General features: G+C 45.9%; 25 protein-coding genes and 1 pseudogene. 17 read left to right on the forward strand and 9 right to left on the reverse strand.

Annotated elements, in window-relative coordinates:
• The first annotated feature begins 23 nt into the window (after positions 1-23).
• Complete coding sequence (locus E2491_RS10810) at positions 24-395, forward strand: hypothetical protein (protein ID WP_134375658.1); 372 nt, start codon at positions 24-26, stop codon at positions 393-395.
• Here the strand turns inward: E2491_RS10810 and E2491_RS10815 are convergent.
• A complete protein-coding gene (locus E2491_RS10815) occupies positions 373-1944 on the reverse strand; it encodes a sensor domain-containing diguanylate cyclase (protein WP_134375659.1) in 1572 nt (523 codons plus the stop codon). The two genes, E2491_RS10810 and E2491_RS10815, sit on opposite strands and share 23 nt — an antisense overlap.
• A gap of 177 nt (positions 1945-2121) precedes the next feature.
• Positions 2122-3558, reverse strand: a complete 1437-nt coding sequence (locus tag E2491_RS10820) for a DASH family cryptochrome (protein ID WP_134375660.1) — start codon at positions 3556-3558, stop codon at positions 2122-2124.
• A 273-nt stretch (positions 3559-3831) separates the two neighbouring features.
• Between E2491_RS10820 and folE2 the strand changes: the two genes are divergently transcribed.
• The 4 genes from folE2 to E2491_RS10840 all read left to right on the forward strand — a co-directional run bounded on the left by folE2 (position 3832) and on the right by E2491_RS10840 (position 6724).
• Complete coding sequence (gene folE2 / locus E2491_RS10825) at positions 3832-4737, forward strand: GTP cyclohydrolase FolE2 (RefSeq protein WP_371414471.1); 906 nt, start codon at positions 3832-3834, stop codon at positions 4735-4737.
• Positions 4734-5282: a dCTP deaminase gene (dcd, locus tag E2491_RS10830; protein ID WP_134375662.1), complete on the forward strand. Its 549-nt coding sequence runs from the start codon at positions 4734-4736 to the stop codon at positions 5280-5282. Before folE2 ends, dcd begins: the two co-directional genes overlap by 4 nt.
• The gene (locus E2491_RS10835) at positions 5282-6214 is read left to right on the forward strand and encodes a CobW family GTP-binding protein (protein ID WP_134375663.1); all 933 of its coding nucleotides are present in this window, start codon (positions 5282-5284) and stop codon (positions 6212-6214) included. Before dcd ends, E2491_RS10835 begins: the two co-directional genes overlap by 1 nt.
• Before the next feature lie 237 nt (positions 6215-6451).
• Positions 6452-6724 (forward strand): hypothetical protein, encoded by a 273-nt coding sequence (locus E2491_RS10840; RefSeq protein WP_134375664.1) that lies wholly within the window; start codon positions 6452-6454, stop codon positions 6722-6724.
• 1 nt (position 6725) lies between these two features.
• Here the strand turns inward: E2491_RS10840 and E2491_RS10845 are convergent, their stop codons facing one another.
• Positions 6726-7793, reverse strand: a complete 1068-nt coding sequence (locus E2491_RS10845) for a saccharopine dehydrogenase family protein (protein ID WP_134375665.1) — start codon at positions 7791-7793, stop codon at positions 6726-6728.
• 359 nt (positions 7794-8152) lie between these two features.
• Between E2491_RS10845 and E2491_RS10850 the strand changes: the two genes are divergently transcribed.
• From E2491_RS10850 to E2491_RS17485, 7 genes are all read left to right on the forward strand, one after another.
• Positions 8153-8968, forward strand: a complete 816-nt coding sequence (locus E2491_RS10850; RefSeq protein WP_134375666.1) for a PHP domain-containing protein — start codon at positions 8153-8155, stop codon at positions 8966-8968.
• Positions 8965-9762, forward strand: a complete 798-nt coding sequence (locus E2491_RS10855; RefSeq protein ID WP_134375667.1) for a sugar phosphate isomerase/epimerase family protein — start codon at positions 8965-8967, stop codon at positions 9760-9762. The genes E2491_RS10850 and E2491_RS10855 overlap by 4 nt, the downstream gene beginning before the upstream one ends.
• The gene (gene surE / locus E2491_RS10860) at positions 9743-10534 is read left to right on the forward strand and encodes a 5'/3'-nucleotidase SurE (RefSeq protein WP_134375668.1); all 792 of its coding nucleotides are present in this window, start codon (positions 9743-9745) and stop codon (positions 10532-10534) included. Before E2491_RS10855 ends, surE begins: the two co-directional genes overlap by 20 nt.
• Entirely contained in the window at positions 10534-11592 is a 1059-nt protein-coding gene (locus tag E2491_RS10865) for an ABC transporter substrate-binding protein (RefSeq protein ID WP_134375669.1), read from the forward strand. The genes surE and E2491_RS10865 overlap by 1 nt, the downstream gene beginning before the upstream one ends.
• Before the next feature lie 15 nt (positions 11593-11607).
• Positions 11608-13323, forward strand: coding sequence for an ABC transporter permease (locus tag E2491_RS10870; RefSeq protein WP_134375670.1), 1716 nt, complete (start codon positions 11608-11610; stop codon positions 13321-13323).
• Positions 13320-14354: an ABC transporter ATP-binding protein gene (locus tag E2491_RS10875; protein WP_134375671.1), complete on the forward strand. Its 1035-nt coding sequence runs from the start codon at positions 13320-13322 to the stop codon at positions 14352-14354. The genes E2491_RS10870 and E2491_RS10875 overlap by 4 nt, the downstream gene beginning before the upstream one ends.
• A 161-nt stretch (positions 14355-14515) precedes the next feature.
• A complete protein-coding gene (locus tag E2491_RS17485) occupies positions 14516-14659 on the forward strand; it encodes a hypothetical protein (protein ID WP_166805853.1) in 144 nt (47 codons plus the stop codon).
• Positions 14660-14820: 161 nt separating this feature from the next.
• Here the strand turns inward: E2491_RS17485 and E2491_RS10880 are convergent, their stop codons facing one another.
• On the reverse strand, positions 14821-15267 hold the full coding sequence (locus E2491_RS10880; RefSeq protein ID WP_244093941.1) for a MarR family winged helix-turn-helix transcriptional regulator: 447 nt from the start codon (positions 15265-15267) through the stop codon (positions 14821-14823).
• A 109-nt stretch (positions 15268-15376) separates the two neighbouring features.
• On the opposite strand from E2491_RS10880, the gene E2491_RS10885 reads away from it, so the two are divergent.
• Positions 15377-15790 (forward strand): organic hydroperoxide resistance protein, encoded by a 414-nt coding sequence (locus tag E2491_RS10885; RefSeq protein WP_134375673.1) that lies wholly within the window; start codon positions 15377-15379, stop codon positions 15788-15790.
• Between the two features lie 28 nt (positions 15791-15818).
• Here the strand turns inward: E2491_RS10885 and E2491_RS10890 are convergent, their stop codons facing one another.
• Complete coding sequence (locus tag E2491_RS10890; RefSeq protein WP_134375674.1) at positions 15819-16394, reverse strand: hypothetical protein; 576 nt, start codon at positions 16392-16394, stop codon at positions 15819-15821.
• 245 nt (positions 16395-16639) lie between these two features.
• Here E2491_RS10890 and yiaA point away from each other — a divergent pair, with 245 nt between their 5' ends.
• Complete coding sequence (yiaA, locus tag E2491_RS10895) at positions 16640-17110, forward strand: inner membrane protein YiaA (RefSeq protein ID WP_134375675.1); 471 nt, start codon at positions 16640-16642, stop codon at positions 17108-17110.
• Between the two features lie 265 nt (positions 17111-17375).
• Here the strand turns inward: yiaA and E2491_RS10900 are convergent, their stop codons facing one another.
• The gene (locus E2491_RS10900; RefSeq protein ID WP_134375676.1) at positions 17376-19289 is read right to left on the reverse strand and encodes a P-loop NTPase fold protein; all 1914 of its coding nucleotides are present in this window, start codon (positions 19287-19289) and stop codon (positions 17376-17378) included.
• 430 nt (positions 19290-19719) lie between these two features.
• Here E2491_RS10900 and E2491_RS10905 point away from each other — a divergent pair, with 430 nt between their 5' ends.
• Entirely contained in the window at positions 19720-19986 is a 267-nt protein-coding gene (locus E2491_RS10905; RefSeq protein WP_134375677.1) for a hypothetical protein, read from the forward strand.
• 12 nt (positions 19987-19998) lie between these two features.
• Positions 19999-20463, forward strand: coding sequence for an SMI1/KNR4 family protein (locus E2491_RS10910; protein ID WP_134375678.1), 465 nt, complete (start codon positions 19999-20001; stop codon positions 20461-20463).
• Between the two features lie 92 nt (positions 20464-20555).
• Here E2491_RS10910 and E2491_RS10915 read toward each other — a convergent pair whose 3' ends face one another.
• Both E2491_RS10915 and E2491_RS10920 read right to left on the reverse strand, forming a co-directional pair.
• Positions 20556-21434: an RNA polymerase sigma-70 factor gene (locus E2491_RS10915; protein ID WP_134375679.1), complete on the reverse strand. Its 879-nt coding sequence runs from the start codon at positions 21432-21434 to the stop codon at positions 20556-20558.
• Positions 21400-22719 (reverse strand): phytoene desaturase family protein, encoded by a 1320-nt coding sequence (locus E2491_RS10920; protein ID WP_134375680.1) that lies wholly within the window; start codon positions 22717-22719, stop codon positions 21400-21402. Before E2491_RS10920 ends, E2491_RS10915 begins: the two co-directional genes overlap by 35 nt.
• A 154-nt stretch (positions 22720-22873) precedes the next feature.
• Between E2491_RS10920 and map the strand changes: the two genes are divergently transcribed.
• Complete coding sequence (map, locus tag E2491_RS10925) at positions 22874-23617, forward strand: type I methionyl aminopeptidase (protein ID WP_134375681.1); 744 nt, start codon at positions 22874-22876, stop codon at positions 23615-23617.
• 236 nt (positions 23618-23853) lie between these two features.
• Here map and E2491_RS17490 read toward each other — a convergent pair.
• A pseudogene (locus E2491_RS17490) lies at positions 23854-24072 on the reverse strand (hypothetical protein); the annotation flags it as partial.

A 24072-nucleotide genomic window follows, 5' to 3' on the forward strand; every position in this document is an offset into this window, starting at 1 on the left:
GGTTGAGGACCGGGTCTTTTTCGTTGATATGGCTCAATGGCCGGGGTGACTGGAGAAATGTTGATCGCGTTGGTGGGGCGATCGAAAGCGTGAGCGGCTTTAGAAATGTCGATCGGGTTTGCGAATCTGTCGAAAGCGGTGAAGTTTCTGTTGATAACAAGGACAATGATGTCGTTAGTGTTCCTGAAGCAGCTGAAAATGTGACTAGCCACCACTTTACTGTCGAAAGCCCGGGACAAAATGTTGATAGACAATCAATTCATGTTGATACGACATCAAAAGCTGTCGACCGCCGCGAACCCAACCCAACCAACCCTCCTCCAACAAAAAACAGACCCCGCGCACCGGCGAAGTCTGTCATCATTAATCTTTTCAGGTCTGAACCCTCCGTTTAGCAGGATCCTCCCAAAGCGCGTAATTATTTTTCTCCGCATTTTTCACGGAATACATCGCCTGATCCGCTTTATGAATCAGTGTTTCCACATCCTGAGCATCCTCAGGAAAACGGCTTACGCCAAGGCTGAAGCGTATCGGCAAAAATTCCCCTCCCAGCTCGAGCGGCTCTTCATTAAACACCCGCCGCATCAGTCGCAGCTGATGATGCAAATCCTCGTCATTCTGATAAGCTAAGAATGCATAAAATTCGTCGCCACCGACCCTTGCTGCGAGCCCTTTTTCACCTACCACACTTTCAAAAAGCCGGCCCACATGAACAAGGAAATCATCTCCAACCTGGTGCCCGTAAGTATCATTGACACCTTTAAAGCCATCGAGATCAAGAATTAAGAAAGCTCTCTGTTCGTTCAAGCCAAGCTCCTTATCTGATCTCTCATAAAACGAACGGCGGTTGGCAAGCTTGGTGAGCGGGTCATGGTAAGCGAGAAAACGAATCGTCTGCTCAGCCTCTTTAAACGAATGAACATCGCGAATAATCAGCATTAAATAGATTTTTTGATTCAGATAAATAAAATCTCCATCAATGATGACATACTTTTCATTTCCCTCCGCGTTAGCAATCTTCGTTTCGAAATCAGTAAAGCGAGTGCCCGTTTCAAAAGCCTGAGTAAATCTCTGTAGCGCTTCATGCTTTCTTTTATCAGGAATATAACAAGGAAGTGTCGTATTTTTAACCCGCTGAATGCCCATTAATTTTTTAGCGGCAGGGTTTGCGCTTTCCACCTCAAAATGCTCATCAATCAGGATAATAGCGTCCGGATTTAAATTATACAGGGTCGAAAATCTTTTAGTATAAGAAGCCAGAAAATCAAACTTTCTCATTCCCACACTTAATGCAATCGCCCAGATCATGCCCCCGTAAATATATGGATAAGGAGGAATCGTCCCTCTGAAATCAATATAACCAAAAACAATATCCCAGACCAAAACGATAGAAGCAATCAAAATGAGCAATCTGAAAATTCGTTTCTGTACATCTACCTTGCTTTTTCTCTGGACAGTAAGCAGTAGAAAAATGATAATAATATGAAAAATATTACCAAATGTTAACGTTGTCAAATAAGCAGCATTAAATTCCGGGTAAATAAAAAGTCCATTCTGTTCAAAGGTAGTACTGTTTGTAAAATTGGACTGGAATACGAAAGACAGGACAACAGGAATCGCCGGAAGGTAAAAAATCCAGGGATAAAAAAGGGAAGGAACCTTTTGGTGAAGGGGTGTTACTTTAAAAATGAAATGCATGGAAAAGCACAATATCAACAGACCGGCATTTCCAAAAACATAGGTAATAATCATTGGACTATAGGAGATATCTACTTGTTGACGAACAAATTCCGACAGAAATAAAATCGCGTAACAGGTAATATACGCGCTTAATAAACGGTGCTCAATCCGGCGTGTGTTACGCCAGAAAATATCTGCGGCCATATAAAGCAGGATACCGGCCGGAACTAAATAGACAATCATATAAAGTAGAAGATCCCTCATATCGGATCACACTCCTGTGAAATAGGTCTATCTGTGGTTTTTAACAAAATTATCTCATAATAAGTCATAAATAGATATATTATTTTGCTAATTTTCAGACAAATAACTGACCTTAATAGTATTTAAGAGTAATAAAAACCCTCTTTATGAGACTAACGTCTCATAAAGAGGGTTGGATCACTTCATCGCCTTTAAAAACTTCACCTTCTGTTTTTCCATAGAATCAAACAGCGGCACGATCGGCTTTGGATAATCCCGTCCGATCACAAAACCCGCCTCCTGCTGCTCACTTTCTGTCATTTCATAGGGCGCAAAAAGCTTCGGCGGCTTCACGCGGGAAAGCTCAGGCAACCAGTGATGCAAAAACGCACCCTCCGGATCATAGTCCTTCGCCTGCTTCACAACATTAAACGCCCGGAACTGTAGCGCATCATTGCCAACACCCGCCTGATACAGCCAGTTGCCGTAATTACTCGCCACATCATAATCAATCAGCAGCGACTCAAACCACGCAGCCCCCACGCGCCAGTCGAGGCCAAGATTTTTCGTCCAGAAGCTCGCCACATTCTGACGGGCCCTGTTTGATGTAAAGCCGGTTGCAGCAAGCTCCCGCATCGACGCATCCACAAGCGGATAACCGGTGCGGCCCTCCATCCAGGCAGCTTCATGCTCGTCATTGCGCTCCCACGGCGGAATCCGGTCACGCAGCCCGGACGCCTGGAACAGATCATCCCCGTAGCGGCGGTGCACCAGGTGAAAATAATCGCGCCACAAAAGCTCAAAATACAGCCAGTACGTGGAGTCATTTTTCACACGCTCCGACTCATAGCGCTGTACCTCCTCCATCACCATCCGCGGCGACAGACAGCCATGCGCAAGCCACGGTGAAAACTTCGATGAGTCATCCTCCTCAAGCATGCCGTTGCGCGTTTCCTTATATATGCGAAGCTGATCCGACTCAAACAAATAATGCTGAAGCCGCTTCAAGCCTTCTGTCATCCCGCCTCTGAAACGAAGAGGCTGCTCAATTTCTTTAAGCCCAAGCTCCTGCAGGGAGGGAATGCCACCTTCATCAACCTCAAGCTGTGACTCAAGCGGCTGTGGCGCCTTTAAAGGAGGTCTCAGTAACGCACCGTCCTTCTCAATCCTTTTTCTGAACTGGGAAAACGTATCCGGCACTGCATACGGCTCAAACGGCAAATCATCCGGATCATACAGATTATGCCCATGATCAATCGTCACCTTCGCCGTCAGCACATTTCGAACCGCACGCTCAGCCGTCTGCTCCTCACTGCCAATCTCCTCATGAATAAACAGCCGCGAAATCCGCAGCTTCTCCTGCAGCGCATCAAACACCTCACCCGGATCCCCAACCCGCACCACAAGCGGGATATTCAAACCGTTCAATTCACGCCGCAAATCGCGTACACTCTCCATAATAAAAGCAGCCCTGAACCGCTCCGTCTTCTTAAATCCATAACGCGTCTTCTGATAATCCGCAGGATCAAACACATACACACCCACAACCGGCAGCCCACACTCCACCGCCCGCCTCAAAGGCCGGTGATCCACCGTGCGCAAATCCTTCCGGAACCAGACCACTGCAACCTCCATCCAAATCGCTCCTTTAACCGTTTTCCCTATTGTAAAAGCACCGCGTATGCAAGGGGAAATCACAATACGTTCACGACCCCTTCTGATCCAATCCCCCTCACAAAACGTATCCCTTCAAATAAGAATTTTGCCCATTAAGTCGACACTCTTCGACAGGTCATTCTGTCAATATTCGACAGGTGACTGGCACCTCAGATTTGAATCATCCAATAGAATGAGATAGACTGTAAATCGTAATTATTCTTATTTAAAAAGTCTGAGAGGATGAATGCGATGTTAAATAAAGCATTGCCAACCAAAGAGGAACGTCATAAGCAGTTTGGATCTGTTGATAAGATAAAGGGGACGAAGCCGACGGATAAGGAAAAGATGGCAGATCTCCAGAACGAGAAGAAGGATTATTATTTTGCGATTGATCAGGTGGGGATCTCGAATATCCGCTACCCGGTTTTCATTGAATCGGAGCGTGCACCAGTATTCCAGCAGACAGAAGGGATTTTTAAGCTGACGACAAGCCTGCCGGATTCTGAAAAAGGCATTAATATGAGCCGTCTTCCGGAAGCGCTGCATGCTTTTTATGAAGCGCAAAAACCACTCACATTCGAAACGCTGCGTGAGCTGACAGGGGATATTGCCGGACGCATGAAGCAGGAGAAGGCGCATATTGAGGTCACCTTCCCTTGGTACACCGAGCGCAAGAGCCCGGCGATGGAAGTATCCGGCCTGCATCACACACACGTCACCCTGGCTTCCTCCTGGCAGGCAGACGGAAAACGTACGGAATCCATCACGATGAAGGCCAAGGTTGCGACCCTGTGTCCATGTTCAAAGGAAATCAGTGAATACAGCGCACATAATCAGCGCGGTGTTGTCACGGTGAACATGCAGTTTGACAGCGGGCAGCTTCCGAAATCATACAAGGAGGATCTGCTTCACATACTCGAATCCAACGCAAGTGCAGCACTGTATCCGATTTTAAAACGGCCGGATGAAAAGTTTGTCACGGAACAGGCTTTTGAGAACCCGCGTTTTGTAGAGGATCTGATCCGTCTGATCGCCTCTGAGCTGTATGAAACCGGATGGGTACGTGCGTTTGAGATTACGTGTGAAAATCAGGAGTCAATTCACCTGCACGATGCCTATGCCCATTTAAAAGTGGACAAGGAGCGTCAGCGATGATTTTATCAGGTAAATCGATTCGCGAGAAACTGACCAGCGGGGAACTTGATATCTCGCCTTATACAGAAGAGCAAATTCAGCCGGCCTCCATTGATCTGAGGCTTGGCGAGCACTTTTTAACGATTGATGAGCACGCGGGTACCGCGCTGTCGATGGAGGAGGAAGCTGCTTACCGGAGCGTGCGAGTAGAAAAAGGCGGAACGATTGTCATTCCGCCTCAATCTTTTTTACTCGCGACCACGGTTGAATCCGTGCGTCTGCCGTCTCATCTGACAGCATTTGTAGAAGGCAGAAGCTCGATCGGACGGCTGGGACTCTTTATTCAGAATGCCGGCTGGGTCGATCCCGGATTTTACGGTCAGATCACACTGGAGCTATTTAATGCGAACCGACTGCCAATCACCCTGACGCCAGGCCGCAGAATCTGTCAGCTCGTTGTCGCAGAAGTGGACCAGCCGGCTGACCCGTATGAGGGCAAATATCTCGGGCAGACCGATGCCACCGCCAGTCGGATCTTTTTAGATCAGGAAAGGGGTAAAGCGTGATGAAACCCACTGAAATCCTGCTTTTGAGCGGATTTTTAGGAAGCGGAAAAACAACGCTGCTACAGCGATTTCTTGAAAAAGAAAAGCAGACAGGAAGAAAAGTAGCCGTCATTATGAACGAAATCGGTCAGTACTCCGTCGACTCCCACGCTGTCGGGGAAGACACGCCGCTAAAGGAGCTGTTAAACGGCTGTATTTGCTGCTCCATGAAGGATGAGCTCGAGCTCACATTGCTGTCACTTTTTACGCAGGAGCAGCCGGACGTCATCTATATCGAAGCCACAGGAGCTGCACACCCGGTTGACATCATGGACGCCTGCCTGCACCCGCTCATTGCGCCATATGTCAACATGCGCGCTGTCGTCAGCCTGGTCGATACAGAAAAATGGCTCATCAAAAGCCGTCTCAGCCCGCAAATCAGCACCTTGCTCACCGAACAAATCCGTCATGCAGATGACATCGTGCTCAATAAAATGGACCGTGTGAGCGAGTTGGAAATGGCCACTGCAGTAGCAGAAATAAAGGAAATCAATGCGCATGCAGCCATCCATCAGGTCTCATTCGCTGCAGTGGACCCTGATGCGATTGGACAACGTACCGGGCAAAAAGACGAACATATTCCCGTCACGACAGCCAGCCTGAAAATCCAGTCCTATACATACGGATTTACAAACGCGATTCCTCAAGAACGCTTTGAAGAATGGCTGCGCCAGCTTCCAGACACCATCCACCGCATCAAAGGATTCGTCCAGTTCGAACAGGGCAAAACAACACAAATCCAATACTCATATGGCATCCCCATCTACACCGACGAAATCATGAAGCTGCCCATGAACCTGGTTGTCATTGGCGAGTCGCTTGATAAAGAGCGATTGAAGGAAGAGCTAAGAGCGTTGGAAAACAAATCGCGTGCAGAAAACCGGTCCGGGTGATGGCCGGTTTTCTTTAGGATTGTGTTTCTTTCAGGGGTGGTTTGTTAGACTTTGACGCTGATTGTTAGGGCTTGCCGGTCTATTATGCATACTTTTTTGTTTATTTTATCTACTTTCCAGCATATTTTGCGCACCTCTATTTCAGCAAAATAAAAAAGCCCTCGGAGAAGGCTTTTAGTCAAATGCAATTGTTGTTCAGAAATCTATTTGCTATATTTTAGAAAAAAGGAGGCCCCCATGCAGCTTCTCTACAACTTTCTGATCCTAATCACCGTCACCACCACAGGCGTTCTGATTAGCCATTTCGTCTTCAACAAAATGACTAAACAGAACGTCTTGATAGAGGTGTCAGGGTATCTCGTTTCAGCAGGCGTTGCCTACATCCTGACATTTCTATTAAGCGAGCGCCTTACGATCTTCTTAGAGATCATTTCACTTTCCTTCATTGCGCTTGCTCTATTCACGATGATTCGTTTCTTCGTAAAATCAAGAAGAGAAGTGAAGAATTAACTCACTCCTCAACCTCAAACGCACCCGACCCAGGCAGCGCCTCCACAAGCCCTGAACCAAATAACCCAGCCGGCGTAAAGCTGCCGCTTGGCAGGTCGCGGCCGAGGATGCGGCGTACCATTTCAAGAGAGCCGTAGACGGTCAGGTCATAGCCGTTAGCCGTCTGCAGACGGACGGTTTTCGTGCGGCCGTCTGCAGCTTTTGCTTCACCCCATACAAAGGACGGGGAAGTGGAGCGGGTCTGTTCGTCCGGACCGCTCACCTTTTTGTCCACCCACTTCAGCAACTGCTTTTGAACCGGCTTCGTGCCAAGTACAGGTCCGAAAAAGGACATGACCCGCGCGTTGCGGATATTTTTCTCCGGCATCGGAATCCAGGTCGAGATCGTCGGGATTTTCGTTGTATGGTAAGCCGTTGAGACATCTCCCCATGGAATCGCCGTTGCTGAACGTGCCCCGCGTCCAAAGTCGATCATTCTCTTTTTAGAGCCCATTGGAAACGTCACGATTTTTCCGTCGCGACGCTCAGCACTCCCTTTAGAGAGGCCATGAATCATCGTTTTCGTTGTGCCGGGTGACATCCCTGATTTAGAGTGGAAGCCAAGCGCAAGCTCGACCGCATCCGGCATGAGTTCCTTCAGCTTATGCGCTGTGCAGTCAGTCGGAATCACGTCAAAGCCGACACCAGGACACAGCACGATCCCTTTTTCAGCCGCCCGCTCAGACATCTTCGGCGAATGGATTCTCTCAAACACGCCGATCTCACCCGTGATATCAAGATAATGAGCACAAGCAGTCAGGCACCCCTCCACCATCTGCTTACTCGTCAGTAAAAACGGTCCCGCACAATGCAGCACTAGCTCCATCCCATCAAGCGAATCCGCTACCACGCCAGCATGATCAAGCGCAAATACACGTGACTCAAGTCCAAGCTCAGCCGCCAGCTTCTCCACGGCTTCTTTATTCCGTCCGGCCAGCACAGGCGTCAGCCCATCCTTCACCGCCTGACGCGCAATCAGCTCCCCCGTATAGCCATTCGCTCCATAAATCATCCACTTTCCACTCTTCATCTGACTCACCCTTTCCATCCCCAAGATTGTCTAACAGTATACCAGTAATAAGAAAAAAATTCCTTTTTCATATCATCTAATCATTTGAATTAAGAAACTTTACCTAATCACCTCAATACATAAACCCCATGTAAATTCTTCACACCACCTTAACAATCCATTTCCCCAAACTTCAACAAACCACATCACTCATAGGCTTTTTGGAAAACCATAGGTGAAAAAATCAACCTGTGGTTTTTACGTTTTTTTAACATAGCAGCGAAGTTTCTTTTAATCCGCCTTAATAGTCAGTCTCTACACTAAAAGTAACAACAGATCACCAGATTCAAAGGACAATAATTCGAAAATGAGGTGTCAATGTGCTGGATTTACATATGCACTCTACCGCGTCGGATGGTGCAGATTCGCCTGCATTGCTCGTGCAAAAAGCGAAGCAGGCAGGGGTGGAGCTGATGTCGATTACAGACCATGATTCGATTGGTGCTTATGAGGAAGCCGCAAGAGAAGCGCAGATTCAGGGGATTCATCTGATCACAGGCATTGAGCTGAATACAAGCTCACAGGACGGCGAATTTCACGTGCTTGGTTACGGATTTGATCTTTATTCGACGGCTCTTGCAGATTATTTAAATTGGCGGGTGGACGATCGCATGACCTGGAATCAGCAGCTCGTTCAAAATCTGCAGTCGCTTGGCTACGAGATTGAATGGGAGGACGTGCAGGAGGTTGCAACAGGCAGCATTATCGTTCGAACCCACATTGCTGAAGCACTTAAAAAGCGGGGCTATTTTGAGACTGCAGAGGAGGCGTACCACAGCCTTCTCATAAAAGGAAAACCAGCCTTTGAACCAAGAGCTGACTTCTCAGTGGAAGAAGCGATTTCACTTATTCATCAGGCTGGGGGAAAGGCATTTCTCGCTCATCCCGGACTTTATACAGAGGCGGTGCCGATTGAACGGTATCTCGAAGCAGGGCTGGATGGGATTGAAGTGTTCCACGCGCGTCACCGGCTGAAGCAGACGGCATACTGGCTCGGGAAAGCATCCGACTACGGCTGTCTGATCAGCGGGGGCTCCGATTACCACGGTGAGCAGTCGAAAAATCCGGGTCCGATCGGCTCCGTCACCATTCCGGATGCGATCAAACGCTACTGGCTGAAGGAGGCGGGGAGATGAAGTGGTTTGCTTCTTCAACATTAAGGTGGTTCGAACCCGTCACAGTGGCCATCCAGTCTATCAGTCAAAAAGGACTGGCAGGGGTTGAAATCTGGTCAGAGCATATCGATTATTATCAGACGTCAATCAGGGACATCCAAAAGGTGCAGGAATCACTGTCTCTTATGTACACGTTTCATGCACCTAGCTGGGATTTGAATCTGACTGCGTTAAATAAAGGTATGCGGGAGCAGTCAATCGGCGAAATCGAGCGGTCCTTTGAAAGGGCAGCTCTGTTAAAAGCCCCGAATGTCACCGTGCACCCCGGGCGGTTAACTGTTGCCAACAGTCTGCTCGCATGGCACGAGGAGCAACAGATCAAAAGTACTGAGCGTCTGGTTATTTTAGCGAAACAATACGGAGTCACACTGTCTATGGAAATGATGGAGCCGATCCGAAAAGAGCTGATCACCACGCCGGAGCAGATGAACCGGCTGACGGATGTGGTTGGACATGGCATCGAAGTCACGTTTGACGTCGCCCATCTGCCGCTCACAACAGATGTCGTACAAGCCTTCGGGCAAACAAAGAGAATCGGCAAGGTGCATGTGAGTGATTCAACGCCTGTTCAGTATCACGTGCCGCTTGGTGAAGGTGCGATCAGACTTGAGCCGGTGATGGAAAAGCTCAAACATGTCTCTGTGCCACTCGTATTAGAAGGTATGGACCGTGGCCATGATCAGACGCTTGAACGGCATTTACGTTATATAGAAAACAGTCGGGAGGAGTCGGTCAATGAAATTTCTTGTTACTAATGATGATGGCATTTTTGCACCAGGTGTAGCGGCTATGGTGGAGGTGCTTCAGCATTTTGGTGAGGTGACAGTCGTTTGTCCCGATCAGGAAAGAAGTGCGATCAGTCACTCCATCACCCTCAGGCAGCCGGTGAAGGCAACACCTGTCACTCATTTTGGCCAGCATATCCGGGCTTTTGCGGTGAATGGTACGCCGGCTGACTGTGTGAAGCTCGGCATTGAGGTGCTGATGGATCAGAAGCCGGATTTTGTTTTTTCAGGAATTAATATCGGGCCGAACCTTGGCCGTGACCTGTATTATTCCGGCACGATGGCTGGTGCCTCAGAGGCTACACTGCACCGTATACCGGCTGTTTCTGTGTCACTTAATAAGCTCGATCAGCCGATTAACTTTCAATACCCTAAGGAACTGTTTTATTCCACGCTTGAAATTCTATTTCAGCGTAAATGGGGACCGGGACTTTTCCTTAATATCAATCTGCCCTACCTGCAAAAAAAATCAGTCAAGGGCTTTGCGGTTGTGCCGATGGATTTATCCGTATCGCGCTACAGCTATGTCGGCTTAAACGATCCGAGAGGCAGCGTATATTACTGGCTGAAGGATCAGTGGGAGCAGCTTAATGATTTCTCTGAAGGGAGTGATTATGCGAGGTTACGAGAAGGCTATATTACGGTCACACCAATTGAACATAAACGGACCAACAGTCGCGGGATGACAAAACTGGAACGGCTTTTTACCATGCAAACGAATCAAACAGGAGGAATTGTGTGATGAAAAAATGGAAGCTTGCTGCAATGATGACAGGAATGACACTTTTAGCTGCGTGTGGAGCGGATGACGTACAAAACGAAGTAACAGATTCAACAGCCAATGCAGATGAGCCGACAGAAGCTACGGCTGAAGGAGAAGTATCCGGCAGCCTGTCGTTTTATACCTCTCAGCCTGATGCAGACGCAGAAGCGCTTGTTGCAGGTTTTAATGAAAAGTACCCGGATGTAGATGTGAGCATTTTCCGTTCAGGTACAGAGGAAGTCATTTCCCGTGTGCTTGCTGAAGACCAGGCGGGAGACGTTCAGGCAGATGTTCTGCTTGTTGCGGATGCCGTAACATTTGAAGGGCTGAAGGAAGAGGATCTCCTGATGGCTTACGATTCTCCTGAAGCAGATGCCATCCCGGAAAACTTTGTCGATCCTGACCAGATGTATTACGGCACGAAGGTCATGTCGACTGTCATGGCGATTAACACGGAGCTTGTTGAAGAAGCACCAACATCATGGTCAGCACTCACGTCTGAGGAAGCTGCTGGTGAAGTCATTATGCCATCACCGCTTTATTCAGGTGCTGCTGCGTATAATGCAGGCGTATTCAGCCGTACAGACGGATTTGGCTGGTCGTTTTATGAGGACCTGTATGCCAACGATACGATGGTTGTACAGGGGAACGGCGGTGTGCTTGAAGCGGTAGCCGGTGGAGAAAAGGCGTATGGAATGGTCGTTGACTTTATCGTCGCAAAAGCAAAAGCGGAAGGCTCACCAATTGACCTTGTGTATCCGGAAGAAGGTGTACCGGTCATCACAGAGCCTGTTGGCATCATGTCAGGAACAGATAACGAAGCGGCTGCTAAGGCATTCGTAGATTATGTCCTTTCTGAAGAAGGTCAGGAACTGAGTGTAGAGGTTGGTTATACACCAATCAGAGAAGGCATGACACCTCCTGAAGGGCTGCCAAGTGCAGAAGAGTTAAACGTATTATCAGTTGAATTATCTGAGCTCACAGAAACAAGAGAAGCAGACAAGGAGCAATTCCGCGCGATTTTCGGCGACCAATAAGTGAGGGTGAAAGAGATGCAGCACGTGACGCGAGGGGGCAGCCGTCCCCTCTCTTTTTTCAAATCGGTGAAACCGTCAACGCTATTACTGACCATCGTAGTCATCTTCTTTTTTGTCCTGCCTGTGATCCGGCTCTTCTCCTTAAGCTTTGTGGATGAAGGTGCGGTCACACTCAGCAATTACAGTGAGATGCTGCAGGAAGCAAGAACATGGAGAATGCTTGAAAATACAGCCTGGATGGTGCTCGGCTCGACATTTGTCGCCGTCATCTTAGGCCTGTTTTTTGCCTGGCTCATTGCTTACAGTGACATTCGCGGAAAAGGACTCATGCAGCTTTTTATCCTGATTCCGTTTATTATACCGTCTTATATCGTAACCTTATCGTGGACCCAGCTGATGGGCCGCAACAGCTTTTTAGCTGATTTTCTTCAGTTTTTACCTGGCGATCTTGAACCCGTCAATCTGTATTCTATGGGCGGAATGATTTTTATTCTCGGTCTGTCTCATTTTCCGCTCGTCTATTTATTTACCGTCAGTGTTCTCAGGAAAATTCCGCGTGATCTGGAGTGGGCGGCCCGTTCATCAGGTGCTTCCCCTGGCAAAGTCTTTGCGAAAGTGACGCTGCCGTTAGCACTGCCCGGCCTTGCCGGAGGGGGTCTGCTTGCTTTTATTGCTAACCTTGATAACTTCGGAATTCCGGCTTTTCTTGGTATCCCTGCTGGCATTCCGGTGTTAAGCACCGCCATTTACCAGGAGGTCGTCGGCTTTGGTCCCGGCGCTTTTTCACGCGCTGCCACCTTATCTGTGCTGCTGGCAACCGTGGCGCTTTTAGGAACCGCTATTCAGTGGCTGCTCGTTCGTAAATCCAAGCAGCTTGAAACCGTCCAGCAGGATTACTCACCGCGTTTTTCGTTCGGTAAAAAGCGGTTGGGCGTAGAAATCATGGTTTGGCTGTTTTTAATCACACTGACGATTGTCCCGGTGATCTCAATGCTGATGTCTTCGTTGATCAGGGCTTACGGTTTACCATTTGCCGCTGAAAACCTGACGCTGTCACACTATGTCTTTGTCCTGGCAGAAAACGACCGCGTGCAGGGAGCGATTCTAAACAGCCTCATGCTTGCAGGTGTGACAACGCTTGTCTGCCTGATCGTTGGAACAGCTCTTGCGTATGTGAGAACACGAAAGCCTACCGCACTCAACCGGACACTTGAGCTCTTTGTGGCACTGCCTTATGCGCTCCCTGGCATGGTGCTTGCCCTTGCGATGATCTTCATGTGGCTGCAGCCAATCCCGGGCTGGAATCCAGGAATCTACGGCACGATCACGATTTTATTTATTGCCTATATCACACGATTTATGATTCTTCAGGTGCGCGGCAGCATCACAGCCATGGCCCAGGTGGACCCGTCCATGGAGGAAGCCGCCCATATTTTCGGAGCACGCCCCTTTGTAAAATGGCGGAGAATCCTGTTTCCGCTTCTGCTTCCTGGCATGCTGAGCGGAGCCTTTCTCGTCTTTTTAACCGCTTTAACTGAGCTCACTGTATCTTCACTGCTCTGGTCAAGCGGCTCTGAAACGATCGGACTTGTCATTTTTAATTTCGAGCAGGCTGGTTATTCAACGTACTCAACCGCCTTTTCAACCGTCATTGTGACAGCAATTCTCTTTACAATGCTGATCCTGTACGCCCTGCAAAAAGCCTGGAAAAAGAAGGTGAAAGAAGCATGACCACTCATATACAGCAAATCAGAAAATCATTCGGCTCATTTGAAGCGCTGAAATCCATTTCGTTATCCATTGAAAAAGGTGAATTCATCGCCATTCTCGGTCCATCAGGCTGTGGAAAAACAACCTTACTCAGACTCATTGCAGGCTTTGATTCGCCAACGGACGGAGAGATCTCGATTGATGGAGAGCTGGCAGGCGCCGCTCACTACAGTAGCCCGCCTGAAAAACGCAATATTGGCATGGTGTTTCAATCCTTTGCTCTCTGGCCACACCTCTCAGTCCGTAAACAGGTCGAGTTCCCGATCCAGCACCACCCTCACGCTTCAAAAGAAATGAAGGCACATAAGGAAAAGAGAGCAGAAGAGGTACTGAAGCTCGTGGGACTTGGCCACCTAGCAGACCGGATGCCAAACGAGCTGTCAGGGGGACAAAAGCAGCGCGTCGCCTTAGCCCGCGCACTTGCCCATGAACCGGCCCTGCTCTTAATGGACGAACCGTTAAGCAGCCTCGATGCCGAGCTTCGCGAGGACATGCGCCGCGAAATCCAGACCATTCACCGGATGACAGGTAGCTCCATCCTATACGTCACTCACGATCAGGGAGAAGCGCTTGCGATGGCAGACCGGATCGTCATTATGAAAGACGGTCGCATTGAACAAATAGGTGCGCCGGAGGACATCTACCTCCGCCCGGCCACACCATTTGTCGCAGGCTTTGTCGGCAAAGCCACGATGATAGAAGGAACCTGGACCAACGACACCTTCAAGCCTGCAGCTGCACCTGAGGTCACATGGAGCGGTCAAGGTATCCATGACAGCTTCAGACAAGACGATATGTATCCGGTTCGCCCTGACCAGTGGATCCTGACAGAAGACACCCAAAACGGTATTCCAGCCACGATCACCAATGTCCTCTATCAGGGAAAGGACATTCACTACACCGTCAAAGCAGCCAACAACCAGCAAATCAGCTTTATTCAGCCGATCCACACCCGCTATCAGATTGGCGAACAGGTAACACTGGCACTATAAATGAGAAAAGAGCGCAGGTGAGCGCTCTTTTTCGTATAACTAAAATGAATATCCGATTAGGCCTTATCCTGAAATTACAATGATGGCCAATAGATGGTATCTCTTGTAACAATTAATTGTTATCATAAAAAGGAAGAACCTTACCAGAAAGGATGATCCACATGATGAAAGCCATGTTCTTATCAGGGCCGGTCAGCCTGGGAATCCTCACGTTCGTGGGCCAGCCGTTTTGGGGGCTTGTCAGCGCGATGGGATTTTTACTGGCAGGTGCGTATTTCAGTAAGCCGCGGTTTAATCAGCAATAAAAAAAGAAGGGCGCTCAACTCAGCGCTCTTCTCCTATTTAAAACACCTGATCCAAAACCATCCCCACAATACCGCCAACAAACACTAACACAAAAGCAAACAGCGCAATTCCCCACGCTTTCTTCCGTGCTTTTTCTTCAGATGAAGCCATCAGATCCCTCCTAACAAGTCTCCTTCTCCTCCGCAAGCCCAAGCTTCACAGACAAATCATCCAGCATTTCCTTATAACGCACATATTCCTCTGCACTCAAGCCTAACACATCATTGATCTTAGCCGGTACATCGCGTGCTTCTTCCTGCAGCGCCTGACCCCGTTCAGTGAGCTTAATCACAAGCTGACGTTCATCATCCGGATTTCGACTTTTTTCGACATAACCGTTCACGATGAGCTTTTTCACAACCGGCGTAAGGGTGCCGGAGTCGAGCTGTAGCCGCTTCCCGATTTTACTGAGTGGCACATGATCCGCCTCCCACAGCACCAGCATCACGAGGTACTGCGGATACGTCAGGTTGAGCGGGGCAAGGTAAGGCTGGTAGCGCTTGATGATCTCCTTGGAAATCGAGTAAAACGGAAAACACAGCTGATTCGATAAATGTAATGGGTTCAAAAAAATCTCCTCCCCAGAGTCATATTGGTTGCAAAGTCTTTTTCGTTGTGTAAAATTAGATTGTGTACAATATAATTCTAACATAAAAGATCTCAAGGAGGAACCAATCATGAAAAAACTATTTACAGCAACAGCAACAGCACAAGGTGGACGTGAAGGTAAGGTCCGTTCAGAAAGCGGCGTACTCGATCTTGAACTGACAACACCAAGACCGGATGCCAAGCCAAACGCAACCAACCCTGAGGAGCTATTCGCAGCAGGCTACTCTGCATGCTTCGATTCAGCGATGAGCATCATTGCCATGCAGAAAAAAATCGAGCACACAGGCACTGAAGTCACAGCCCACGTATCCCTGAACAAAGGTGACGCAGGCTACATCATCTCAGTCGACATGGACGTACTCGTAAAAGGCGTAGACGAAGAAACAGCCCAAAACCTTGTCCACGCAGCTCACGAAGTCTGCCCATACTCAAACGCAACACGCGGCAACGTAGACGTGAACTTTACGGTGCATGTGGCGTAAAAAAATGACCGTCTCCATTACGAGGCGGTCATTTTTTTCTTTCTTTAACAGTCACGTTTTCCTGTTTGCTCACAAATTCAATCATGCTACGAACAGTCTCCTCATGCTCAGCACGCCCGTGTTTCGGCAGGAAAAACATGAGCGGCTGCAAACCGATTCCTTTAAAAAATATGTATTTATTCGGAGTCGAAATAACTCTCAGCTCCCCGTTAATCGGCTGTCTACTCTGACTTTCACCAAGTACAAAACTCGAACGCTCCTCATCCAATCCAATTAAAAGCTCTGAAGCACCTCTTTTTTGAATATTTCTCAACAGCCTGAGCGCAAGGATCTTCTCGATTCCCTTCATAATCGAATGAGCCAGAATCGTCAGCAGCACACCCGCCACCAGCAAGTAAATGAATGACTCCCTATTAAGGTCACTAAGCTGCGCAGTACTCTCCGCGATCTCCAGATTAGCAGGCCTGCTAATCGTCATGTAATTCATCAACATCACAATGGGAACAGACAACATTACGAAGATATATGCGATTCGCAGTGCCGGAAAATGCCTCATCACATCAACACAATCTTTAAATGAAACAGGAAACGATGTTTTCATCATATCCTTACTCACCTCCAGTCAATCACTCTTAAAATCATAACATGTCACACTATTTCAGAACGATCGAATTCAGTTAACGTGAAACACCATATTTCCGCAGAGGCAGATGGAAAAACCTTCACACTCTTCTAAATGTTGTTTACAAGTTTCGTAGATCAAGTATAAGATGATGGTAAACAATAGAAGCAATCGAGCATAAGGTCATATAAAGACCACAACATGAACGAAAGTGAGGAGAGTAGCACATGGCAGAAGTAAAAGAAAACTCATTTATGCAGGAAGACGAGAAAAAACCGAGAATCAAGGTGGAGCGCAAGCCCGGAGAACCAACTCCTGCCTTTAAAGGCGCAAGCTGGGCAGCACTTGCGATCGGGCTATCCGCTTACCTGATTGGCCTGTTCAACGCCTCCATGGAGCTGAACGAAAAAGGCTACTACTTTGCTGTACTCGTATTCGGCCTCTACTCAGCCGTATCCCTGCAAAAAGCCGTCCGTGACAAAGAAGAAGACATCCCGGTCTCAGGCATCTACTACGGCCTCAGCTGGCTCGCCGTCATCATCGCGATCCTCCTGATGGCGATCGGACTCTACAACGCGGGCAGCATCATCCTGAGTGAAAAAGGGTTCTACGGTATGGCATTTGTTTTGAGCCTGTTTGCAGCCATCACGATTCAGAAGAACATCCGCGATACGCAGCAGGCGAAGGAGCGGGGTTAATCTAATTGAAACAATCATAATAAAATGAATGGGATGGTAGTTTATTCGTTATGTGTGCAAAAGAGAATAAGTGGTTTAATCCTGCTTAATTCATCGTTAAAAAAATCATAACCTTAATCTGTTTCTAAATCATTCTCCTAGAATGTTAGTGAAAATTCTAATATGTTTTGAATAAAAATTTACAACAATTCAAAAGCCATCATACTTAAATGATGGCTTTTGAAATATAATCTTCAGAAATTACCTGATTATTTATTCGTAATACTTATGTTGGAAATTCTTCTGTGGTTTTATACGTCTGCACAAATTCATTGTATTGTTCAAATATAAATGAGCTTTGTTCATTAGTAATGTTCTCAAGTTTAGAATAATCGTAAAGCGCTTCAAATAAACCTTTTTGTATAAGATGAATGCTCCCGGGTAATGAATTTATATTATATAAAAAATTACAAACTTTCTCTTCCATTGGTGCATCAATGTCTTGCCCATCATTAAGCAAATCTTCGATACTGTTGGTAACTTTTACTTTGACTTTATCAACTTGATTATTAAGCCCTTCGTCCTCATATTCCCTGATATTATCCAATAAATACACAATATGTTCTATTAAAATTTTTGTTTCCTCATTTATAAACAATTGTACATCTCCGCGAAATAAAGCTAACTCTAAGTCATAATAGTCATAATCGTAAAAATGTTTTACTAATAAATTTACATTGTTAGGTTTTTCAGTGTTAAGAACCCAAAAACCCGCTATTGAAATACCTGTCCACCTCAGCTCACTAAAATGGAGACTCTTCGATAACGATTGATACAAATCATTTTTTTTATAAAATTTTAAGTAGAAACCAAGGTTACCACCAATTGAGAATTTTTCTAAATTCTCTAAGTGGTTTTCATCGCGCAATATTCTCACAACAGCAATACTATAAAATAGTGACATCAAATACTGGTCATTTAACTTAATTTTTGAACTAATGATATTTACTGTATCTAAGAATGCTTGCACGATTGACTTCGCCTGTCTGAGATTACTATTACCGATCGAAGACCAGATTTTTTTAAAATCTGAAAGAATCTGGTCTTTACATCGAGCTACTTGCTCTTCAACATTTGACATTTTATAAACTTGGTTTTTGAAGGACTCATTGAAAACGCTCTCAATTGAATTGTCATCTGAAGATTTATTATAAGTAATACAATCCAGTTTTCCTCTAAACACTTTATCTACATAGTCATATCCTAAAATATCTGAATTACAAAGAATGATTACTTTGGTATTGTAATTTTCAATAAGTTCATTAATTAACCCAGTTGCTATATTATACTTTTGAGTATTGTTTGTTATTTCAATTAGTTCTTTCTCATTTGAATAATTTTTAAATGTATCTGCAATTTTTGTAAACTCACTATCTATATCTTCAAACTCTCTAATTCGTGTAGCTTTTCTATACCCACTACTCCTCGATATCGATCTGCTCTTGTTATATATTTCTTTTTTCGTACTATTAACTCCTAATGAAGTTATTCTTTCGAAATCATCAAAAATAAAAATTGCCCCCTGTGGTATACTTTTCAGGCTATAAGTATTTTTCAAAAGACTAAAAAAAGGTTTTCCTATTATGGGTATATATTGAATCCAATTAAGGAAAGAATCATCATTAGTTTCAATTTGGTTTTTAATTTCATTTAGAATAAGTTCTCTTGAATCTAGACCGAAACAAGATATTCGATAAATGGGCTTCGAAGAAAAATTGTAATATTTATTTAAGAATTTTGTGACTATATATGTTTTTCCACTACCCCACTCACCTGTAACTAAATAGCCTTTTCCATTAGGCTTATCCTCAATATATTTATACAGGCTGTTTTCAAATGAATTTAATTCTGAAAAATTAGGTTTGTTAAAGTGATTTCTGACAAATAAATAAAATTTTATTAAAAGAATTGAAACTAGACATACAACCATACAAATTAGTGCAAACTCTCTTAATACTAAATAAAAATCGTTAATATCAGAAATTGTTAATCCGAACAATAGATTATTAGCGTTAGCAAACAATAGTATATTTTTAATTATATTTTTAATTGCAATTATTTCGTACAATAATACAAAGGCCAAAACTATTATAAATGTTTGTTTAATAAATTGTTTTAATTTATCACAACTGCGTCCCAACGCATTACCTCCTCATTTTCGGGTTCTTTCAAAATTTAGTGCGAATTTTATTAACTACCGCTAGTTTTACGTAAATTTCTAATTCAAAGCTAAAGATGGAGCATTCAATTAGACTAACACTGTCTTAGATTTGCTGACCTTCTAATCATAGAAGGATGGGTCATATTAATGCTTGTACCTTTGAATCTTTTGGATACAAAATGTTGATGTCGATATTTTAGTAGGAAAATAGTTAACATTAACAGCTGAAAATAATCTGCACTCAATGATTCAGATGTCCACAAAAGTTCATTTTACAGAAATTCGACAATAAAGATCAAAAACCTTCCAAATTCACAAAATACTTTTATAGATAGATTTCTGCTATCAATCCGTTCTAAATAGATATCTAAATCCTAATCCGATGACATAATAATAAAAGGAGCCGCCCATGAACCGCAAATTAAAAATCCTCATCTGGTCCACCAGCTTCATACTTGTGATCCTTATACCATTCATCTTCAACATCAGAATCTTCCAGGGAGCCGCAGCATACATCGGGTTCCCGTTTGACTGGTTAGTCTTTTACCCGAATAACGGTTACAGCTTTCAGGGAATGGGCTTTTTGCTGAACCTGCTTATCTTTTATCTGTTAATAAAAGCACTGATCCTGCGCGTGAATAGAAAAAAGAGCCACCCACCTGAAAATAATCCTTAAAGGAGCCAACCCATGACTAACTTATTTCGAACCGGCGACGACCCTTCTGAGCTGGAGCCACTTAACGATGAAATGATCGCACATGCAGAAAGAACACTCGGTGTTACGCTGCCTGAGGCCTATAAACAAACAATGCGCGTTCAAAACGGTGGATACTTAGAGAAGAACCTGCATCCTTTCCAATGGAACGGCGAAACAGATGTTCTTGTCATTGACTATCTCATGGGGATCAGCAAAAGCAGCTCAGAAGGCATTCTGCTTAGCCATTATCTGATAGAAGAATGGGGACTGCCGACAGGGCTTGTCATCCTCTCAACACAGGGTTCGACAGGCATCACGCTGGACTACCGCGACATCCAGCCCTCTGACGAACCACCTGTTATCTATTATGATGTGGATGCGGGGGAGGAACAGGTGCTTGCCAAAAGCTTCGCGGACTTTTTGACGCAGCTGTACAATGATCATCAGAATGGATAAGGTCAAAGTAAACAAAGCTCACGCAAATCAGCGATGAGCTTTTTCCTAGATTACCTCAACCTCGTAAAATAACTAAAACTCTGATAACCCACTCATCCCTCAATCCCTCTAAAACCCGGCAGTTTCTCCGGATTCACCGTGATATAAAACTCAGCGATTTGTTCGTCACGGATACAGAAGCTTAAGACGCTTTGGAGCCTGCCGTGCATATAGAGGACGATGGCCGGCTGGTGGTTGATGCTTTTTATCTCAAAATAGAAGTCCTGTGGCGCTTTTTTCATAATGCCATATAGTAAGGCCAATACGTTTGAAGCAGGTGTGATTGGGCGTACGGCAGCGTTGACGATACCGCCACCATCGGAATAAAGGATGGCGTTGTTTGAGATAAGCTCCAGCAAGGCTTCTGTGTTTTCCTTTTGAAAGGCTTCTATGAAGCGGTTCACGATGAGTTTGTTTTTCTCGTAGTGTAAGCTTTCGCCCTCAGCCGCTGCAATCTTCCGCTTTGCCCTGCTGAAAATTTTCCGGCAGTTTTCTTCCTTTTTATCAATGACCTCCGCAATGTCCGGGTATGGGAAGTTCAGGACCTCTCTCAGAAGGAGCACGGCCCGCTCGTCTGCTGCCAGATGCTCCATCATACGCAAGTAAGCAATGCTCAGTCCTTCTTTTTGAATGACCGTCTCACTCGGGTCCAGGGCGTACAGCTTCTCTTGTAATAACGGTTCAGGATTCCACGGTCCCACATATTGCGCCCGTTTGTGGCGTGCAGATTTTAAGACATCGAGACAGAGGTTGGTACAGATTTTGCAGAGATAGGCTTTTTTATTCCTGATGTTCTCTTCATGTACCTGGTGCGCCTTTAGAAACGTTTCCTGAACGACGTCCTCTGTTTCGGTCACTGAACCGAGCATGCGATAGCCCAGTGAAAACAACAATGGTTTATATTGCTCGTAGTCTTCCCTCGTGATCTCCATGACTCATCCTCTTTTCATTCAAAATGATATCCTCAGCCGCCTGTTTCCCACTACTGACTGCGCCATCCGCTAAAATAGAATCTGGCGATGCCCAGTCTCCTGCGATATACAAGCCGGGAATCGCATCTTTAAGCTGCTGTAATAAGACTTCATCCCCTATTTGAGGTAAACGCTGATTAACGGTTATGTTAGGGATGATACGCTTTGAAATGACACACTGCTGCCAGCCCGGCTGCAGCTGATCTAAAAATCCTTCAAGCTCCTGTTTGATTACTCTTCCATCCATCTGTTCATCCGGGTGAAGATATTTAAATACGTGAAGAATCGCATGACTCGAATCGTCTGAAAGGCGTGCATAGTGGGAGTGCACGGAATAATAAAGCGCGCGTGCAGGATCGATCGCAAAAAGCTGTTTTGGATATGGAAGCTTTGTTAGAGCCACATCAAGCGTTGCTCCGCGGACAGGGATCATCCGGGACAAACATTCTTTTTGCTCAACAGGCATGATGCTGCGGGTCATCTCATGCAGTTCATGTGGACCGGTTGTGCAAATGACATGCTTTGCGAGCATCTCCTCACCATCTGACAGATAGACTTTAACCTGGCCATGCGGAGCGGGTTCAATCTGTTTCACCGCGCGACGCGTTTGAACATGAACGCCTGAAAGTGTAGCCTTTTGATGAAGCTGATCAATCATCGTCATCCATCCGCCATCCAGATAAAGGACGCCACCAAGTGCTTGTTTAAGACTTGATAAGGCAACCCTTGCACTCATTTTTTCCGGCGCATGACAGTAGGTAGCCAGCCTGCCAAATGAATAGAGCATGGATGCCACCACTTTAGAAGAAGCAGTCTGCCTGACCCATTGTTGAAATGTCTGTCCAGCGAAGCCTTCAGGGTTTGTACGCATGATCGTCATCAACGCCCCCATCCATTCCAAACGCTCCTTCATCGTAAACAAACGGGTAGTCAAAAGAGCTGCCGGTGAAAAAGGCGCTGCATATTCAGTACCGTTCTTAACGATGGTTCCCCCTAGCTTCGGTGATCCGCTGGCAAGATCGATACCTAACTCTTCGAGAATCGCCTTCGCTTTTCCTTTTTTAAAAAGAGCATGAGGACCAAGATTGAAGGATTGCTCATTCACCTTATTGGTGATCGAACGCCCGCCAACCGTTGCCCCTTTCTCTAATAAGGTAATAGACACATTCGTTTTCGCTAAAAAAGCAGCTGCCACATACCCGGCGAGTCCGCCACCCACAATCACAACATCCCATTTTTGAGTCATACCATAACCTCCTGCTTGTTTTTACTACTTAAGACGAGTCAGGTTGATGATTGTGACATCAAATTAAAACTTTTTTATCGGGATTCACGTCATAAAATTGACTTGTGCTATAATGCAAAAAATGTGAGTTGACAGGCAGGAGGAAGAATAACGGATGATTATTCAAAGCGAACAGGATTTAGCCGGGTTAAAGGAGATCGGGGCGTTTGTGGCTTCTGTGAGAGAGGCGATGAAGCAGGCGACGGTTCCGGGGATCACAACAAAAGAATTGGATCTCATTGCAAAGGAAATGTTTGATCAGAAAGGTGCTTCTTCAGCGCCAATCAGAATGTATGATTTCCCCGGCTATACGTGTATCAGTGTGCATGATGAAGTGGCACACGGTATCCCCGGAAATCGGGTTATAAAGGAAGGGGACCTTGTGAATATTGATGTGTCCGGCTATTACAACGGCTATTACGCGGACACCGGGATCTCGTTTGTTGTGGGTCAGGGAGAGGAGATCAAGCATAAGCTGTGTGACGCTGCAAAAGAAGCATTCGAGGCAGCGATGGCAAAAGCAAAGGCAGGCTCCAAGCTCAATCAGATCGGAAAAGCAGTCCACCTGACAGCAAAGAAAAACAACCTGACCGTTATCAAAACGCTAACAGGCCACGGAATCGGCAAAGCCTTCCGTGACGAACCCGACCATATCCTGAACTACTTCGATCCATGGGATAACAAGCTGCTCCGCGATGGCCTCGTCCTGGCCGTAGAACCCTTCGTCTCAACAGGAGCAGAAGACGTCATCACACTCGACGACGGCTGGACCTTCAAAACACCAGACGGCAGCCTCACCGCCCAATACGAGCACACCATCGTTGTAACAAAAGGAAAGCCGATTATTTTGACGGAGTAGGAATCACAGGGACGAATACGGTGAATCATTTGAGTCACAAAAGGGTGTCCTGAAAAAAGAGTCTCATTAACACAACAGTCCAACCCTCTTAAGCTTCTATAAAGCACCTTGAAGCGGACTTTGGCCGTTACAGGAGATCTGGCATGGTACACCCAATCCCCAAATAACAAACACAAATAAAGCTTGGATCACCCAAGCTTTATTTGTTTATAGTCCCTATACAATCCAAACGCCCGTCAGCTTGACAGCCTGGGATACACGTCTCTTATATAATCCGGCATATCCTCTTCTTTTATCGCTGCAATTTCCTCTAATGTGGTGCCTTCTTCTAATAGAAGACTCACAAGTTCCCAACCAACAAAATAGACTTCTCTTTCGTGGTTTGTGGTTCCAGTGCCAAATGTGAACCTGGTGATCAATTCTGATGATGAATCATCTAAATAAGGAATGATCCC

It is taken from the genome of Jeotgalibacillus sp. R-1-5s-1, from assembly GCF_004405105.1.
GTDB lineage: Bacteria > Bacillota > Bacilli > Bacillales > Jeotgalibacillaceae > Jeotgalibacillus.

Bases quoted from the DNA above. Each gene is read 5' to 3' on its own strand.
- E2491_RS10815 (WP_134375659.1), bottom strand. From the start codon at position 1,944: ATGAGGGATCTTCTACTTTATATGATTGTCTATTTAGTTCCGGCCGGT.
- E2491_RS10820 (WP_134375660.1), bottom strand. From the start codon at position 3,558: ATGGAGGTTGCAGTGGTCTGGTTCCGGAAGGATTTGCGCACGGTGGAT.
- folE2 (WP_371414471.1), top strand. From the start codon at position 3,832: ATGTTAAATAAAGCATTGCCAACCAAAGAGGAACGTCATAAGCAGTTT.
- dcd (WP_134375662.1), top strand. From the start codon at position 4,734: ATGATTTTATCAGGTAAATCGATTCGCGAGAAACTGACCAGCGGGGAA.
- E2491_RS10835 (WP_134375663.1), top strand. From the start codon at position 5,282: ATGAAACCCACTGAAATCCTGCTTTTGAGCGGATTTTTAGGAAGCGGA.
- E2491_RS10840 (WP_134375664.1), top strand. From the start codon at position 6,452: ATGCAGCTTCTCTACAACTTTCTGATCCTAATCACCGTCACCACCACA.
- E2491_RS10845 (WP_134375665.1), bottom strand. From the start codon at position 7,793: ATGAAGAGTGGAAAGTGGATGATTTATGGAGCGAATGGCTATACGGGG.
- E2491_RS10855 (WP_134375667.1), top strand. From the start codon at position 8,965: ATGAAGTGGTTTGCTTCTTCAACATTAAGGTGGTTCGAACCCGTCACA.
- surE (WP_134375668.1), top strand. From the start codon at position 9,743: ATGAAATTTCTTGTTACTAATGATGATGGCATTTTTGCACCAGGTGTA.
- E2491_RS10865 (WP_134375669.1), top strand. From the start codon at position 10,534: ATGAAAAAATGGAAGCTTGCTGCAATGATGACAGGAATGACACTTTTA.
- E2491_RS10870 (WP_134375670.1), top strand. From the start codon at position 11,608: ATGCAGCACGTGACGCGAGGGGGCAGCCGTCCCCTCTCTTTTTTCAAA.
- E2491_RS10875 (WP_134375671.1), top strand. From the start codon at position 13,320: ATGACCACTCATATACAGCAAATCAGAAAATCATTCGGCTCATTTGAA.
- E2491_RS17485 (WP_166805853.1), top strand. From the start codon at position 14,516: ATGATGAAAGCCATGTTCTTATCAGGGCCGGTCAGCCTGGGAATCCTC.
- E2491_RS10885 (WP_134375673.1), top strand. From the start codon at position 15,377: ATGAAAAAACTATTTACAGCAACAGCAACAGCACAAGGTGGACGTGAA.
- E2491_RS10890 (WP_134375674.1), bottom strand. From the start codon at position 16,394: ATGATGAAAACATCGTTTCCTGTTTCATTTAAAGATTGTGTTGATGTG.
- yiaA (WP_134375675.1), top strand. From the start codon at position 16,640: ATGGCAGAAGTAAAAGAAAACTCATTTATGCAGGAAGACGAGAAAAAA.
- E2491_RS10905 (WP_134375677.1), top strand. From the start codon at position 19,720: ATGAACCGCAAATTAAAAATCCTCATCTGGTCCACCAGCTTCATACTT.
- E2491_RS10910 (WP_134375678.1), top strand. From the start codon at position 19,999: ATGACTAACTTATTTCGAACCGGCGACGACCCTTCTGAGCTGGAGCCA.
- E2491_RS10915 (WP_134375679.1), bottom strand. From the start codon at position 21,434: ATGGAGATCACGAGGGAAGACTACGAGCAATATAAACCATTGTTGTTT.
- E2491_RS10920 (WP_134375680.1), bottom strand. From the start codon at position 22,719: ATGACTCAAAAATGGGATGTTGTGATTGTGGGTGGCGGACTCGCCGGG.
- map (WP_134375681.1), top strand. From the start codon at position 22,874: ATGATTATTCAAAGCGAACAGGATTTAGCCGGGTTAAAGGAGATCGGG.